Annotated in this window: 18 protein-coding genes; 14 read left to right on the top strand and 4 right to left on the bottom strand. The window is 45.3% G+C overall.

Features of this window, described 5'->3' with window-relative positions:
- Positions 1-106: 106 nt before the first annotated feature.
- Positions 107-820 (bottom strand): SGNH/GDSL hydrolase family protein, encoded by a 714-nt coding sequence (locus KW93_RS14625; RefSeq protein WP_033543776.1) that lies wholly within the window; start codon positions 818-820, stop codon positions 107-109.
- A 214-nt stretch (positions 821-1,034) separates the two neighbouring features.
- Here KW93_RS14625 and KW93_RS14620 point away from each other — a divergent pair, with 214 nt between their 5' ends.
- The 3 genes from KW93_RS14620 (at position 1,035) to KW93_RS14610 (ending at position 2,678) form a co-directional block, all read left to right on the top strand.
- Complete coding sequence (locus tag KW93_RS14620) at positions 1,035-1,355, top strand: hypothetical protein (protein WP_052131649.1); 321 nt, start codon at positions 1,035-1,037, stop codon at positions 1,353-1,355.
- A 165-nt stretch (positions 1,356-1,520) separates the two neighbouring features.
- On the top strand, positions 1,521-2,339 hold the full coding sequence (locus tag KW93_RS14615; protein WP_033543775.1) for an MBL fold metallo-hydrolase: 819 nt from the start codon (positions 1,521-1,523) through the stop codon (positions 2,337-2,339).
- Positions 2,340-2,678, top strand: coding sequence for an SCP2 sterol-binding domain-containing protein (locus KW93_RS14610; RefSeq protein WP_033543774.1), 339 nt, complete (start codon positions 2,340-2,342; stop codon positions 2,676-2,678).
- A 76-nt stretch (positions 2,679-2,754) separates the two neighbouring features.
- On the opposite strand, the gene KW93_RS17015 is transcribed toward KW93_RS14610, so the two are convergent.
- Positions 2,755-3,258: a spore germination protein GerW family protein gene (locus tag KW93_RS17015; RefSeq protein WP_052131648.1), complete on the bottom strand. Its 504-nt coding sequence runs from the start codon at positions 3,256-3,258 to the stop codon at positions 2,755-2,757.
- Between the two features lie 216 nt (positions 3,259-3,474).
- On the opposite strand from KW93_RS17015, the gene KW93_RS14600 reads away from it, so the two are divergent.
- Positions 3,475-4,260, top strand: coding sequence for a DUF4240 domain-containing protein (locus KW93_RS14600; protein WP_033543779.1), 786 nt, complete (start codon positions 3,475-3,477; stop codon positions 4,258-4,260).
- 84 nt (positions 4,261-4,344) lie between these two features.
- Here the strand turns inward: KW93_RS14600 and KW93_RS14595 are convergent, their stop codons facing one another.
- Positions 4,345-4,545: a YgaP family membrane protein gene (locus KW93_RS14595; RefSeq protein ID WP_033543773.1), complete on the bottom strand. Its 201-nt coding sequence runs from the start codon at positions 4,543-4,545 to the stop codon at positions 4,345-4,347.
- A 207-nt stretch (positions 4,546-4,752) separates the two neighbouring features.
- Here KW93_RS14595 and KW93_RS14590 point away from each other — a divergent pair, with 207 nt between their 5' ends.
- Positions 4,753-5,451, top strand: coding sequence for a DUF1643 domain-containing protein (locus KW93_RS14590; RefSeq protein ID WP_033543772.1), 699 nt, complete (start codon positions 4,753-4,755; stop codon positions 5,449-5,451).
- Positions 5,452-5,877: 426 nt separating this feature from the next.
- On the opposite strand, the gene KW93_RS14585 is transcribed toward KW93_RS14590, so the two are convergent.
- A complete protein-coding gene (locus KW93_RS14585; protein WP_033543771.1) occupies positions 5,878-6,612 on the bottom strand; it encodes a Bax inhibitor-1/YccA family protein in 735 nt (244 codons plus the stop codon).
- Positions 6,613-6,820: 208 nt separating this feature from the next.
- Between KW93_RS14585 and KW93_RS14580 the strand changes: the two genes are divergently transcribed.
- The 9 genes from KW93_RS14580 to KW93_RS14540 all read left to right on the top strand — a co-directional run bounded on the left by KW93_RS14580 (position 6,821) and on the right by KW93_RS14540 (position 14,923).
- Positions 6,821-8,020, top strand: coding sequence for a cation:proton antiporter (locus tag KW93_RS14580; RefSeq protein ID WP_033543770.1), 1,200 nt, complete (start codon positions 6,821-6,823; stop codon positions 8,018-8,020).
- A gap of 138 nt (positions 8,021-8,158) precedes the next feature.
- On the top strand, positions 8,159-9,160 hold the full coding sequence (locus tag KW93_RS14575; protein ID WP_033543769.1) for a macro domain-containing protein: 1,002 nt from the start codon (positions 8,159-8,161) through the stop codon (positions 9,158-9,160).
- 81 nt (positions 9,161-9,241) lie between these two features.
- Positions 9,242-9,892 (top strand): vWA domain-containing protein, encoded by a 651-nt coding sequence (locus KW93_RS14570; protein WP_033543768.1) that lies wholly within the window; start codon positions 9,242-9,244, stop codon positions 9,890-9,892.
- Positions 9,893-10,032: 140 nt separating this feature from the next.
- Positions 10,033-10,905, top strand: a complete 873-nt coding sequence (locus KW93_RS17010) for a YsnF/AvaK domain-containing protein (protein ID WP_052131647.1) — start codon at positions 10,033-10,035, stop codon at positions 10,903-10,905.
- Between the two features lie 82 nt (positions 10,906-10,987).
- The gene (locus KW93_RS14560; protein WP_052131646.1) at positions 10,988-11,866 is read left to right on the top strand and encodes a YsnF/AvaK domain-containing protein; all 879 of its coding nucleotides are present in this window, start codon (positions 10,988-10,990) and stop codon (positions 11,864-11,866) included.
- Between the two features lie 131 nt (positions 11,867-11,997).
- Positions 11,998-12,489, top strand: a complete 492-nt coding sequence (locus KW93_RS14555) for a DUF1648 domain-containing protein (protein WP_033543767.1) — start codon at positions 11,998-12,000, stop codon at positions 12,487-12,489.
- A gap of 186 nt (positions 12,490-12,675) precedes the next feature.
- Positions 12,676-13,281 (top strand): TetR/AcrR family transcriptional regulator, encoded by a 606-nt coding sequence (locus tag KW93_RS14550; RefSeq protein ID WP_033543766.1) that lies wholly within the window; start codon positions 12,676-12,678, stop codon positions 13,279-13,281.
- Positions 13,282-13,501: 220 nt separating this feature from the next.
- Positions 13,502-13,699, top strand: coding sequence for a hypothetical protein (locus KW93_RS17580; protein WP_033543765.1), 198 nt, complete (start codon positions 13,502-13,504; stop codon positions 13,697-13,699).
- A gap of 78 nt (positions 13,700-13,777) precedes the next feature.
- On the top strand, positions 13,778-14,923 hold the full coding sequence (locus KW93_RS14540) for a glycerate kinase (protein WP_033543764.1): 1,146 nt from the start codon (positions 13,778-13,780) through the stop codon (positions 14,921-14,923).
- Positions 14,924-14,970 lie beyond the last annotated feature (47 nt).

Genomic DNA, 14,970 nt, shown 5'->3' with positions numbered 1-14,970 from the left:
CGATGCAGGAGCATGGGTTTTGGAAAGCGATGCTGTTATGCGAAATATCGGTTACAACATTTTCATAACTATTTATATTGTCATGACAAATTTCAATCATTCTTTTTTATTCCAATCCCAAAGCTTCCATACCGATCTCCGCCAGCACAGCCTGGCCTTCTTCAGTCGGATGGATGTCATTCGGGATAATATAGACATCCTGCATTTCCTGATAAGCTGAAAAAGCATCGGCCACAAAGACATTCTCGTGGTTTTCGGCTATCTCCGCATAGGCGGCGTTTATCTGAGGCAGGAGAGACTCGCCGAACCCATGCAGGTTGTTTGAGGGAGGCAGCGGGTTGTATATATTATATAGAAGGATTTTTGCATCTGTAAGCGACCGGATTTCATCAACTAGGACATTTAATTCTGCGGAAACGGTGCTGTTGCTGAGTTCCTGAAGAATGATTTGGCCCATCATAATCGGATCTCCTCCGCTTTCCGTTTGAGCATTCCTGAGGATCTGCAAATAATCGTTGCCGCCGATTGTCATGGCAATGTAATCCGCATCTTTTACCTGTGTCTGGAATTCTTCATCTACCCGAAGCGCTTCTGTAACTTGAACGGTTTGCCAGCCGGATACAGCCAGGTTATGGACTTCGAACTCCGCTTCTTCACCGATTATATAGGGATAAGCCGACTGCGCGCTGTTTTCAAGATTTGCCCCGTATGTTATGGAATCGCCTAAAGCGACCAGTTTGGTGGGTTCAATGTCTTCCTGCGAGCACGCGCTCAGAACCAGTATAGAAATGATAATTAATGCAAGCCTGATTTTCGTCATATCACAACTCCTACATAATTTTCTGCTTATGATAACATGAAAATGCGAAGAAGAACTAAAGATAAGCAGCGAATGAACTATCTTTTATGATTTAATTATTTTACCAGTTTGACAGGAATTAATTTCCTGGACATGTTATTCTTGTTCTAAGAAATATTTTTAAAGAACCTGAATATTGAGAATTATGAAACCGAATAAGGAAGGAGCATCACTCGTGGAAGTATTTATTGAAATACTTGTGACCTTACTGCCGCTTATTTTTGTCTCGGCAATTGTGATTTTTGTTATTTACCGGCTGAAAGCGAAACAGCGAAAAGGAACGCTGGTGGAGAAAAAGTCCGAAAACGCACAGATTTTAATGAACAGCTTAATTCCGCTTGGTTTGATTTTCGGTGCTATGCTTGGCACAGCAGCCAGCTGGATCCTTCCATTCACTTTGCTGACGTCTGTAACGATGGGGAGTGCAATTGGTTATTTGTTCGGCTATTTCGCTTACGAGGCATACAGCAGGAAAGAAGAAAATTATAAGCATTGAAATTAATGAAACCGTTGAAGCAGTCAGCTTTTCTTCTAAATGAAGAGGGCTTGGCTGCTTTTTTTTCATCAGCGATTGCAATCCTAAAAAGCTGTTTTATTTTTCTGTCTATTTAAGGTAAAATGAATGGGTACTCATTTTCAAAGAAGTGAAGGGAGAAACCAGATGTTGTTCAAGAAACAATTCCAGACAGGGGAACAGAACGGTGTGTCCTGGCTGAATGGCAAAGTGCAGTTCCGGAGCATTTCCTTGAATGTCTACAGTTATCTGGTGGACGGGGTGCTGATTGATACGGGTGGGGCATCTTTACATAAGCAATTCAAGGCGTTTATAGACGAAGCGGATTTCGACCAGGTGATGCTGACGCATTACCATGAAGATCATACGGGAAACGCTGCGTACATCGAACAGACTAGGAAAGTGCACATATTTCTGAGCGGGAGAACGGTCGATTACTGTACGAAAAAAGCCGATTATCCGCTGTACCGGAAACTGTTTTGGGGCAAGAGGAAACCGTTTCACGCAGAAGCGATGCCGGAAACGTTCAAATCCAGAAATGCTGTTTGGGATGTGATCGATACTCCGGGACATTCCTTTGACCACAAGGCTTTTTTGAACCGGGAAACTGGGCATTTATTTACTGGCGATCTTTATGTCAATCCCCGCACGAAGCTGGTGCTGGCGGAAGAAGATATTCCGGCAATTATCTCTTCGCTGGAGCGGGTGCTGACTTATGATTTCGGCAGTATTTATTGCAGCCATGCGGGGTATGTAAAGGACGGACGGAAGGCGATAGAACGAAAAAGGGATTATCTGGTGTCTGTCCGTCAAAACGTACTGGCCATGCGGAAAGAGGGAAAGCCCGCTGAAGAAATCCGCAGCCAATTGTTTCCGAAGCAATACCCGATCATCAAAATTTCGGGCGGGGAATGGGACTCGCTGCATATCGTCAACTCAATCATTAATGACAAGGGGATGGAATGAATGTCGAATACAGCTTTAGATGAAACGATGAAACAAATCGAAACGGAAATTAACGGGAACCCCGAGCCGATCAAAGGGATGGATCTCGTATACCAGTTTGAAATTGACGGAGGAGTATACCAGCTGCACTTAAAAGATGGCGCAGCAAAAGTAAAGGCTGATGCCGCAGCCGCTCCGAATTGCACATTGATCATGTCGTATGAGAATTTCAATAAATTTCTGGCCGGCAAATTGAACGGCATGACCGCTTTCATGACGGGCAAGCTGAAAATCCAGGGCGATATGACGAAAGCGCTGAAGCTGGAAGGCATCGTGAAAGAATATCAAATGGAGATTTAATAATCAGCAAACGAAAGCCTTGCGGAAATCAATCGATTCCGCAAGGCTTTCGATTTTCATGGAAATGATCGTAGCTTTAATCGCTGTGTCCGAGGCCTTTGATTTTCTTTGCTTTATGCTTGTCGTGGCTGTGTCTGCCTCCGCGCATGCGTTTAATGTTTTTAAAATCCATGTTTTGGGGCTTGTCCAGATTGGAGACTATCAGATAAGCCAGTCCAGTCATCAGAAGAGGCAAAAGAACAATCTTTTCAATGGAAATAATCGGAAGGTACATGGTTTTCTCGGCCGTTACATCGTAGACGCCGAGCGGTTTCACTGAAAAAGATCCGCCGGCCCCTTCACCATATCCGCCTTCCACTTCCTCGAACCCCGGTGATTCCGGATCTTCGTCTTCAAGTTCGTAGCCGCCGCCCGAACCGCCACCCACGCTGTATTTGACTTTGGCGACCGGAATGATGGTTCTGCCATGCATCTCTATCGGATTGCCGTAAACCAGCTCAACGTCCCGGACAGCTGAAAATTTTTCGAAAATGGAATGAACAGCAGATGTCTTTGGAAGTTTGAAACTTTTCGTGTCCATGATTTCACTCCTTCTATTTAATCATTTAAGCTATATATTCGCTTTAGAGTGAACAATCCCTCTATTTTATTTAAATGATAATTATTTGTGCTGGTATACGTAAAAAGCCGCAGCAGAAAATTTCGATTCTGCAGCGGCTTAATTACCATTGATTTATTTATCTTATATTGTACTATTTGGGAATAGATGAAAAATAAAAATGTATGGGATGATAATGTGGAAAAATCACTGGTATGCAAAAATCTATTGTCCAATAAGTTCTGGAAAATAAAAGTGCAGGAGAATTTCTTTATTGTTTCCTATGGAAAAGTGGGGACAGCGGGTTCAATCAATACAAAGGAATTTGAGTCTGCCGAACTTTGCTTGAGGGAAGCGGAAAAGCTGATTCAATCCAAATTGAAAAAAGGATACAGGGAAATGGAAGCAGAGGAAGAAGACGGCTCTGAAAGCCGGATGACGGAAAAGGAATTCTGGGAGCTTTTGTCTTCTGCCAATAGAAAAAGCGATGACTGGTATGAACAACTCGAATGGCTCCAGGAAAAATTGGCGAAACGATCTGTCAATGACATTATCCGGTTCGATTACCTTTTCAATCAGATTTATCAGAAATCCTATACTTCTGATTTATGGGCAGCCGCCTATATCATCATGGGTGGCTGTTCAGACGATTCCTTTGATTACTTCAGGGCATGGCTTGTATTCCTTGGACTGGAAGCTTATGAAAAAGCACTGGCAAATCCGGAAAGCATCATTCCTTATCTGAACGAATTGGAGGAAGGGGACGTTCCGGAGTTTGAGGATTTCCTTTATTGTGCGGGTACCGTATTTGAAGAAAAAACAGGGCTTGAACAGGATGATTATCTGAATCTGTACTGGAAACTCTCCGGAGATGAAAATAAACAGCCCGAAATGGAATTTGACTGGGATGAAGATGATGAAGAAGGGCTGCGAAAGAAATTCCCTTTGCTGTGGGAACTGTACGGCGAAAATCCGATGGGGTAAAAATAATCAGAAAGATCGGGATATCCTGTTCTCTCCATAAAAAGCCGCTGCAGAAAATTTCGATCCTGCAGCGGCTTATTTGATTTATTTCATGCTTTTTACTGCATCTGTCAGAGGGCAATATCGGGTAATGCCTTCCGCGACTTTTTGAGCTCCCATCAAAGATACCAACAGCTGTGTTCCGGAAGGCTGTTGCCGTGACATTTTGGCAATGTACCAGGCAAGCACCGTTAGACCTAAAGAAATCCGCAGCATCGCATCAATGGTTCCGATATTCTGTTTCATCGCTTTCTCCTCCTTGAGTTGTCTGTTGGTTATTGTAATTCCCTGCAGGTAAAACGGTAAACCAGCCATTTTCTGAAAACTTAAAATAAATATTGCAAACATACGTTCCTTTTGTTAAGATGGACTTACTTATAAATGGAATTGCGGGTCTCTTTGCCGTACATTCAGATGATGCCTTGATAAGACCAAAATCAAAGGAGGAATTGGATGTACCAGACACGCAAAGAATTGGAAAAGACTTTTCAGACGGCAGCCGCATTTTACAAATTGGAGCTAGCTGGGAGAACGCTGCTTTGCCGGAGCCTCGCTGAAATCCGCCGAAAAGGTGCAGTGGCTGAAAGAGCAGATGCCTTGTTTGTGCTGCTGAACCCCGGCCAGTGTTTGCCTTCAGATGCAGAATCGGAGATACCTGTATTGGACGGTCTGGCGGCAGAATTGCCCCTCGTTAAGGCGGAGCCCGATAATACTTTGCGTCAGCTAATGCGATTAATGGAGCGGATGAACTGGAATTATGTGAAAGTCATTAATCTTACGGATATTGTATCCGGTAAATTCAGAGAATTTTGGAAGACGCAGGAGTTCATAGAATTGCATGATGAAAGCCGCCATTCACTGTTTAATATGGAGCGGCACTTTGAATTGCAGCGACATGTACAAATGTCAGAGAAAGTAGTTGTTGGGTGGGGCATTAACCCGAAGATCCGGGGAGGGGCCGAAGAAGCCTATTTGTGTCTGCTGCTTTTTTGGCAGAAAGAGCCATACGGAATTCCTCATGAAATTTACCCGTCCTTTTATCACCCTTTTCCGTGGATGCGATCGAAATGCATCAAATGGCTTGACGATATGGAACAACAGCTAAAACTGCCTGTCAAAGAAAGTTCCGTACACATTGCAGTATTGCACTGAATATTGTCAGAAGTCGAAGAATTAGCAAAAATCGATGACCTGCGCTTAACACCGACTTATTGTTGGCCGGTAGATAAGTCATGATGTCTTTATTCGGATATCGATTTAAATTTTTCATTGATCGGCGGCAGCCGCGAACTGATCGATGCGCTGCTTGCGGATGAGTTACTGGAATGCATCAAGTGTGATGCAACTACCCGAGTTGACAATTCCGCAGATTGCACGAATAAAAACTGAGATTCACGAAAAAAACCGCCGGAAACTTTCCGGCGGTTTCATCTATTCATACTGAGCTTTCTCTTTCGATCTCCAAGTCAGGCAAAAGCCTAATCAGCCACTTCATCTTTAATCCAATCTTTTTATTACAAAAAATGCACAAAGGTCAATTTTTCCCTTTGTGCATTTTGAATCCGAATTGCATTTTTATTACCGGTTCCGCAGTTTCGACAAGAGACGCAGTATCTCGAGATACAGCCAGATCAACGTGACGAGCAGGCCGAAAGCGCCATACCATTCAAAGTATTTCGGCACGCGGTTGCCTGCGGCGTTTTCGATGAAGTCGAAGTCGAGCACCAGATTTAACGCCGCGATGATGACGATGACCACTGAAATGGCAATGCCGATCGGTGAGGATTCATGTATATAAGGCACTTGGAATCCAAAGAATCCGCCGATAAATGAAATGATGTAGACCAGGAAAATGGCGCCGGTTGCAGCGACCACACCTATTCTGAAGTTCTGCGTGACTTTGATAAGCCCCGATTTATAGACCAGCAACAAACTAAAGAGCACTGCGATGGTCAGCAGGACCGCCTGGAAGACGATGCCGCCGTACTGAGCTTCATACTGGGCTGATATTGCACCAAGGAATAATCCTTGCAGTAAAGCATAGAGCGGAGCTGTGAACGGAGCCACTTTCGGAACGAAAATAGTGATCAATGCAACGATCAAACCACCAATGGCGCCGATCAGGATAAGCGGGAGGACACTGCCGGGATTTGTGACAAACTGGTTCCAGGAATAGATGAATGTGGCCAGCACAAGGAGCAGTAAAATGAATGTCTTATTTACGGTTCCCCCGATCGTCATCGTTTCTCCGGAGCCGAGTGTATCAAAATTTTCAAATGCTTCTTTTTTCAGACTTGGATTTCCGCTTCTCAAAAAAATCACCTCTTTATTTTCTGTCGGGCAAATTTCATTATATCCCGAAAGGAACGAATGACCAACAATAAGAAATAAAAACATCCGAATACCTGAAAAGACTGCTTTCCCGTTAAATCTGGGGAAGCGGTCTTTTTGAGGTTTGATTGTAAATATTTAGGCTATAAGAAGAAGAGGTGTTCGATTTCAGTGAATGGAGGCTTTGTGCATGATTACCCACCAATTGCTGATTCTTTTGTTTATCGGCTACATTGTCTATACCATCGACATCAAGAAAAATTTCTTTCCTGTACCGGTCGTGCTGGTCATCATCGGTCTGGGTTTATCCTTCGTTCCTTATTTTGAAGACTTCAATATTTCCAAAGACATCATTTTTCATGTGTTCCTTCCGGCCATTCTGTTCACTTCCGCTTACCAATTTCCTTTGAAGCAATTAAAGGAAAACATCGGCATCATCTCGGCTCTAAGCACATTGGGTTTGATTGCCACAGTCGGTCTGCTCGGTCTGTCGATCTATTTCGCGGGAATGCTGTTCGGCGGACTGACTTTGACAGCCGCATTTCTGCTTGCAGCTATTCTTGCCCCGACTGACCCGGTATCGGTGACGGAGATACTGAAGGAAAGCAGCGGTGCAGAGCAGATAGCGGATGTAGTGGAAGGCGAATCGATGATCAATGACGGCACCAGCATCGTCTTTTTCACCATTTTCCTGGCGATGTTCCAGACGGGCAACGGTTTTTCCATCGGTAAATTCATCACGGAGATGCTGCTCGTATCCATCGGCGGCATCCTTCTGGGGATGCTTGCAGGCTGGCTGATGAGCAAGACGATCCGCTATACAAAAGATAGAAAATATCAGGTCATACTGAGTGCAGTCGGTGCATACGGGGCTTTCTATATCGGTGAAGCGATCGGCGTTTCGGGGGTGCTGGCAACAGTTGCTGCAGGCATATTCGTCGCTTACGAAATGGGCAAAGAAGTCAAAGAAGATACCCTTCAGGAGTCACTTGATGGTTTTTGGGATATCGTCACACCCGTTTTGCTGGCTGTCCTGTTCCTCCTAATCGGAATACGCGGCGCAGATTATCTGGCGTTTTCAGGCTGGGGCTATGCCGTCGTCATCTTCATCCTGACGGTCGTTGTCCGCTACATCATCATCGGGGGCTTTATCTACGGAGTGCCTCATTGGCGGCATGAGTTCAAAAATGACTTTTCCACCATTACCTTAACCGCCTGGTCAGGCATCAAAGGCGCCATGTCGGTGGCACTGCTTCTGTGGCTGGAAGAAGCGGCTGCCGGCAAGGATCAGATACTGGTGTCACTGGCATTTGCAGTTATCCTGTTATCCCTTGTAATCCAGAGCATCGGCACCTATCCGCTGTCGAAAGTGCTGAAAAATCTGCAATAGTATTTGCCTCAATAAATTCTGGCTCTCATTCATTTACTGGGAATGAGGGCTTTTTTATGGATGTGGTAAAATGTGGACAGATGGAACCTGGATTTTAGATCTGAGAATCAAAAAACATATACAAAGGGGGAAGGGGCTATGCCACTCGAAATCGTACGGAACGACATAACGAAAATGACAACCGAGACAATCGTCAATGCCGCCAATTCTGCACTGAAAATGGGCGGAGGCGTATGCGGTGCCATATTTAATGCTGCAGGTCCGCGAGCTTTGCAGGAAGCATGCGACCGCATTGGCCATTGTGAAGTGGGTGATGCTGTCCATACACCCGCTTTTTCGCTCGATGCAAAATGGATCATCCATACGGTGGGGCCGGTCTGGGGCGGCGGCAGCAATAATGAAGAAAAGCTGCTGCGGAATTGCTACCGCAATTCCTTAAAACTTGCCGAATCGCTCGGCTGCAAATCGATTTCATTTCCCTTGATCTCGACGGGGATTTTCGGTTACCCGAAAGAGCCTGCCCTGCGCATCGCCATTTCAGAAATAGAGTCCTTTTTGATGGGCCATGAAATGCATGTTTATCTGGTGGTTTTCGACAGGCAGTCTTTCGGTATCAGTGAGAAACTCTATAACTCCATTGCTGCTTTCATTGACGAGCAGGAAGCTGAAGCGGTTGAGAAAAAATACTCCTACGGCCGCCTCCGTAAAGTCGATGAAGAAACCATTCAGCAATACCAGGAAGAGAGTTTCAAACTGGAATCCGCTGCGGAGCTCAGCCTGGACGATGTGCTGAAAAATGTGGACGAATCCTTTTCCGATTGCCTGTTCCGTTACATCGACAAAAAAGGCATGACCGATACCGAAACTTATAAGAAGGCCAATATTGACCGCAAGCTGTTTTCAAAAATCCGCAATTCATCCGGCTACACGCCGATGAAGAAGACGATCCTCGCTTTTGCAATTGCGCTCCAACTGGATCTTCATGAAACGGAGGATCTGCTTGGAAAAGCTGGCTACCGGCTGTCGCGCAGCCATAAATTCGATTTGATCATTCTCTATTTCATCGAGCGGAAAAATTACAATATCCATGAAATCAACGAAGCGCTATTCGCGTTCGACCAAATGCTGCTCGGCGCGTAAAATGTCGCCTGCAAAGCGACCAATCTGCCTGCCGTAAATCGTATCCTTAAGTTGTAAAGAAAACTTGAGGAGGAAAAGAAAATGAAAAACGAAACGACGGAACTGGTTTTCATTCTCGACAAGAGCGGATCAATGGCGGGCCTGGAAAAGGACACGATCGGCGGCTTTAACGCATTTATCCAAAAGCAGCGGGGTCTTCCCGGCGATGTGCGCGTCACGACAGTGCTGTTCAACCACGCGTATGTACTGCTGCACGACAGAATTTCACTGGAAGGCGTTTCCCCGCTGACCGAAGACGATTACGAAGTAGGCGGCACAACGGCGCTGCTGGATGCGATCGGTTCCACGGTCCAGAAAATCAGCAACGCTCAAAAAGGCACAATGGAAGAGCAGCGCGCAGACAAAGTGATGTTCGTCATCACGACGGACGGCATGGAAAACTCCAGCTGTGAATACACTTACAAGAAAATCCACGAAATGATCGCCGCGAAAAAAAGCACGTCGGGTTGGGAATTCATCTTCCTCGGCGCCAATATCGACGCCGTCGCCACTGCCAAGCAGTTTGGTGTGGCGGAGGATTTCGCGGTCGAGTACCATGCGGACGAAGAAGGGACGCAGCTCAATTATCAGGTCCTGAGCAAAGCCGTCACTTCATTCCGCACCGGCAAATCGCTCGACCGCAGCTGGAAAAAAGACATCGAAAAAGACTTCAGTTCACGTTCAAAGAAATAGTCCGGAGTATATTGACCCTTTCAAATTGGAAGGGCTTTTTTTTATGCAAAATCCTTCCTTAGTTTTGATCCAAATCGCAAAGGGTAGTGAATCTATACAGACAACTGCAGTTTAAATCGAATGACGGAGGTATAGGACGGATGGAAAACAAGGGAAACAAGCAATTCGGTTTTTTTGGCGGGCAATTGGAAGTGCAGGATAAAATAAAGGAACTGAAAAAAGAAGGTCATCCCCCGGACAGTTTATATGTGATCGCCAAGAGCGAAGATCAGGTAAGGGCTCTGCGGCTCTATGACGGTGTGCATTTCAGCACAGAGGAGGAAGGCGGCTGGATCGATAAGTTTAAAGGCATGTTTTCAGGCAGCCACACGCTGGCGAATGTGTTTGAAGAAATGGGCTTTACACGGGAAGAAGCGGAAGATTACAACCGCCGGATTGACAACGGCGAAATTTTCCTGTTTGCAGACGACGAGGTCTTCACGGGAACAGAATCGGCTTCAAACACTGGGGCAGTGACAAACACAGGCGGAGCGGCTGTCGGTTCACACGGTACAGGTACAGAACAGCAGGGGCAGCCTACAATGAGCAGGACTCAGCGACGCAGAAGCCAGTCAGGGAATGATGAGGAGAGCCTCCTGCTTCACGAAGAACAACTGGAAATCCATAAAGAGCGTCTGCAGACCGGCGAAATCAATGTCAATAAACGCATTGTGGAAGAACAGATGGAAATGGATGTGCCCGTTGAACGGGATGATGTCATAGTTGAGCGCAGACCGGTTTCGGATATGGGCAATGAAACCGGAGAAGTCAGAACAGAACCGTATCATGTGGGAGATGAACTGCATATTCCGGTTGTGGAAGAACGGCTTGTGGTGACCAAGAAAGAAGTCGTCACGGAAGAAATCGTCGTGACCAAACGGAAAATCAGGGATACCGAACATATTACCGAAACGGTCAGACGCGAAGAAGTGGACATTAATGACAGCGGCCTGCCGGGTGGCGGCAAAAGGTGAAAATGTTTAACCGGAGCGCCAGCGGGTAGATATCAACTAGCTTCATCTATAAAGAAACACACAATTTATTGGAGGTTTTAAAATGATGAACAATGATCGGAACAACGACAAATTGGTTGGAACATTTGAACTGCAGGCTCAGGTATTCAAGAAAATTGAAGAACTGAAAGAACAGGGTTACCGTGAGGAAGATATGTATATCGTTGCTAAAGAAGGCGCGAATATTGATGCATTGCAAGGCAAAACGAACATAAATGTCACTTCAGGCGACAGTGATGGAAACTGGAAGGACAAGTTCAAAAATCTGTTTTCCGGTGATGACACGGAAAGAAACTCTTACCGCAACTTAAATGAAGACGATTCTTATGGCTCGGATTACGGCAGCCACGTCGAAAGCGGACGCATCCTGCTGTATGTGGACCGCGACTTCAGCGGATCTTCAGGAACTTATGCTTCCGGCTCAACGCTGGGCACAGGCACCGGTTCAAATCCTGATAAGTTTTCGGATACCGGTTCCACACGTGATGCATTTTCAGATTCCGGAACGGAAGAAAGCCTGAGACTGCACGAAGAACGTCTGCACGTCGATAAGGAGCGGGTTCAAACCGGCGAAGTCAATGTCGGGAAACATGTTGTTGAAGAACAGCAGGTTGTGGATGTTCCGGTTGAGCGCGATGAAGTTTACGTGGAACGCCGTCCGGTGAACGAAGAAACCACAACAGGAATGACAGGGCGTGACGGCCTTGGTGAAAACGATTCGATTCAGGTGGATATTACGGAAGAGCGTCTGAATGTGTCAAAAGATGATGTAGTCAGCGAAGAAATTGTTGTCGGCAAACGGAAAGTCCAGGATACTGAACATGTAAGTGAGACCGTTCGCCGTGAAGAAGCGGATATCGATGAAAATGCAACCAGGGACAAAGGGCTCTTTGATGACAAAGACCGCAACCGTGGATTGTAATAATTAAAAATCAAAATGATGTATGAAGCTGCACCGTGAATTTCCGGTGCAGCTTTTTCTTTGGGCGCAGGTCAATCTGTAACTTTATTGTGCTTAATTCGTATGAAAGAATGAAGAGGGGAGGGGAGCATATGAAAAAACAGCCTGTAATAAAAATGGGGAAACCACTACTGGCCAAATTCCTGGACGCTGTGACGGTCATCATTTTTCTCGCTGCCATCATCTATCTGATTGTGCAGTTTCCAGTATTACCTGAACAGGTGCCGGCCCATTATGATGCCACAGGGAGTGTGGACCGGTGGGGAAGCAAAATGGAGATGCTTATTTTACCTGCTGTCGGCATCGGTTTGTGGATCCTGATGACGATTCTAGAAAGGCATCCGCATCTGTTGAATTATTTGAATCTGCGGGAAGACAATATCGAAGCGCAATATCGCAATGGTGTATTGATGATGAATGTCCTGAAGAATGAATGTGTACTGCTGTTCAGTTATCTGATTTTTCAGGGAGTTTGGATGGCGACGGAAGATGTACAGCAAATTGACAATTGGATACTGCCGATTTTCCTTGTCGTGATATTCGGCAGCATGATCATATTTATAATAAGGATGCTTCGGGCATAAACGGTAAAAGCCCTGGAAGAAGGCAGTTATCCAGTAACCCACAGCAAAACAGGGTTATCCACAAAGCTTCGAAGTTATTAACTATTTGATAATACGAGTGTATTAAATAAAGCAGCCTATAAAGAATTATTCAATACACTCGTATTATTTTATTGAATTATAAAAGTATTCTGATAAAATAGAAGTATGCCAAAACTAATCGATCACGACGTAAAAAGACTGGATATTGCACAGGCCACGTGGAAAATACTTATAAAGGAGGGCGCAGGAGGGGCATCTGTAAGGAATATAGCGAAGGAGGCCGGCATCACGTTAGGAGCACTGCGTTATTATTTCACATCACAGGAAGAACTGATGGCTTTTACAGAAGAGCTGGTTCACGAGAAAATAACAGAAAAAGCTGCTGAACATTTCATGGCGGACCTGGCTCCGCATGAAAAAATCCTGGACCTGCTTTTGGGTTTGCTGCCGCAGCCCCAGGAGGAGCTTTCAGCTTCCAAAGCACGTCTGATTTTTAAGCTTCAGCCCAAAAACACCGATAAACCCTATGACACGGGCCGGGACAGCGTATATCAGGCGGTAAAATCGGTGATGTCCAATCTCGTTATGCTCAATTTACTGAAGAAAGACACTGATTTGAGCCTAGAAACAGACAGACTGTATGCCTTGATGGATGGCCTTGCTATGGAAGGCATGCTTCGGGGAACGGGGTACAATCCGTATAAGGCAAAGAACATCATCAAAACCCATTTAACTTCAATTTGCAAAACGGAAAGCGGGGATCTTTATTGATTTCCGTTTTTTTATAACGATTTTACTTTAAAATTAAAATCTTATACAGTCTTTGTATAGGTATATGGAAAGATCTTTTTGTTTACATAATAAAAATACATAAAAATTTTTATAGGTTTAATTTTATAAAAATGGAGGTATAAATCATTAAACTTTCATTTCTCCCTGATTTGAAATAAAATTAGCTATGCAGTTCATCCCGAAAAAGGAGTTGATACCAATGAGTTCGGAAACATTCAAAGGTTCCAGCATGATGATCAAAATGACACGGACATTGATGAAAGAAGGCTGGTCATTCACTCCCAATGAATTTGATGTTATCGTCAAAGCTGAAAACAAGGCGACTGGTGAATCCATCAATTTTCCTTCAATCGGGAACCTGAAGACCTGGCTATACCAAAAAGCGTTAAGCTATTAACACATAAAGGAGATCCCGGCCATCACCAATTCGATGGCCGGGATTTTTCTGATACATAGAAGGAAAAGGGGGCATTTGATGAAAATTGTGATTGCACCGGATTCATTTAAAGGTTCGCTTACCAGCGTCGAAGCTTCAAGGATCATTAATCGCGCAATTAAAGATTTCGATCCGTTGATTGAGACGGCTCAAATTCCGATGGCTGACGGTGGAGAAGGAACTGCAGAAGCTGTTCTATGGAATAAAAGCGGCGAAATGATAAGCTGCCCTGTACTTGATCCGCTTGGCAGGGAAATCAAAGCCGGCTATGGCTGGATAGAAAAAGAAAAGACGGCAGTCATCGAAACGGCAGCAGCTTCAGGCCTGCCGCTTTTAACACAGGATGAACTGGATCCTGAAAAAGCGACAAGCTATGGCACAGGCCAGCTCATAAAAGACGCGCTTGACCGCGGCGCAGAAACGATAATCATCGGACTCGGAGGGAGTGCGACCATCGATGCCGGAACCGGTTTATTCGAGGCGCTGGGCGTTAAGTTTTTTGATGAAGATCAAAATGAAATGAATCTTATCGGAGGCAAGCTGCAGCAGATATCGGCAATCGATATTTCCGGATTGAATCCGAAACTGGCAGACGTGGAAATCATTACAGCAAGCGACGTCACTAATCCGCTCCTTGGAGAAAACGGGGCCATTGCCATTTTTGGACCACAAAAAGGAGTAGAGCAGGAGGAGCTCACCCGTTTTGAAAGGGGCATGCAGCATTTTTCAGAACTTGCTGAAGCTTCATTGGGAAGAAATATGGCGGGGGAACCAGGGAGCGGCGCTGCAGGCGGAATAGGCTTTCTTCTCCGGATGCTTCTTCCTGTCAAATTCAGGAGCGGACTGCAAATGATTGCGGAAGTGTCGGAGATGGACAGGAATCTGGCTGGAACAGATCTGGTTTTAACCGGAGAAGGAAAAATCGATGGCCAGTCACTTTACGAAAAAGTGCCGGTTGGGATAGGCCGCCTGGCAAAAGAAAAAAATATTCCCGTTATTGCTTTTGCCGGATCCATTGGTCCAGGAGCTGAAAATCTCGAAGCGGAAGGCATCCATGCCGTTATGCCTATTGTTGATGGCCCATTGAATCTGGAAGAGGCGATGCTGAACAGCGAAAAGCTGCTGTACGATGCAACGCTGCGCCTGATGAGGATCCTGTATATCGGAAAAAAGTTAACTGAATAAAAACCTTTGCCTCCTTGGAACATTGCGCTCCAGATGGACGCTTTCCT

Origin of the sequence: Planococcus sp. CAU13 (genome assembly GCF_000775575.1) — a bacterium.
In the GTDB taxonomy this organism is placed as follows: domain Bacteria; phylum Bacillota; class Bacilli; order Bacillales_A; family Planococcaceae; genus Planococcus.
This window is presented reverse-complemented; position numbering and strand designations above follow the sequence as displayed.

What these genes read in the sequence shown, in the direction of transcription:
- KW93_RS17015 (WP_052131648.1), bottom strand. Translation starts at nt 3,258, where the DNA reads ATGGACACGAAAAGTTTCAAACTTCCAAAGACATCTGCTGTTCATTCC.
- KW93_RS14595 (WP_033543773.1), bottom strand. Translation starts at nt 4,545, where the DNA reads ATGAAACAGAATATCGGAACCATTGATGCGATGCTGCGGATTTCTTTA.
- KW93_RS14560 (WP_052131646.1), top strand. Translation starts at nt 10,988, where the DNA reads ATGATGAACAATGATCGGAACAACGACAAATTGGTTGGAACATTTGAA.
- KW93_RS14580 (WP_033543770.1), top strand. Translation starts at nt 6,821, where the DNA reads ATGATTACCCACCAATTGCTGATTCTTTTGTTTATCGGCTACATTGTC.
- KW93_RS14575 (WP_033543769.1), top strand. Translation starts at nt 8,159, where the DNA reads ATGCCACTCGAAATCGTACGGAACGACATAACGAAAATGACAACCGAG.
- KW93_RS14590 (WP_033543772.1), top strand. Translation starts at nt 4,753, where the DNA reads ATGTACCAGACACGCAAAGAATTGGAAAAGACTTTTCAGACGGCAGCC.
- KW93_RS17580 (WP_033543765.1), top strand. Translation starts at nt 13,502, where the DNA reads ATGAGTTCGGAAACATTCAAAGGTTCCAGCATGATGATCAAAATGACA.
- KW93_RS14555 (WP_033543767.1), top strand. Translation starts at nt 11,998, where the DNA reads ATGAAAAAACAGCCTGTAATAAAAATGGGGAAACCACTACTGGCCAAA.
- KW93_RS14570 (WP_033543768.1), top strand. Translation starts at nt 9,242, where the DNA reads ATGAAAAACGAAACGACGGAACTGGTTTTCATTCTCGACAAGAGCGGA.
- KW93_RS14540 (WP_033543764.1), top strand. Translation starts at nt 13,778, where the DNA reads ATGAAAATTGTGATTGCACCGGATTCATTTAAAGGTTCGCTTACCAGC.
- KW93_RS14625 (WP_033543776.1), bottom strand. Translation starts at nt 820, where the DNA reads ATGACGAAAATCAGGCTTGCATTAATTATCATTTCTATACTGGTTCTG.
- KW93_RS14615 (WP_033543775.1), top strand. Translation starts at nt 1,521, where the DNA reads ATGTTGTTCAAGAAACAATTCCAGACAGGGGAACAGAACGGTGTGTCC.
- KW93_RS14610 (WP_033543774.1), top strand. Translation starts at nt 2,340, where the DNA reads ATGTCGAATACAGCTTTAGATGAAACGATGAAACAAATCGAAACGGAA.
- KW93_RS14550 (WP_033543766.1), top strand. Translation starts at nt 12,676, where the DNA reads ATGCCAAAACTAATCGATCACGACGTAAAAAGACTGGATATTGCACAG.
- KW93_RS17010 (WP_052131647.1), top strand. Translation starts at nt 10,033, where the DNA reads ATGGAAAACAAGGGAAACAAGCAATTCGGTTTTTTTGGCGGGCAATTG.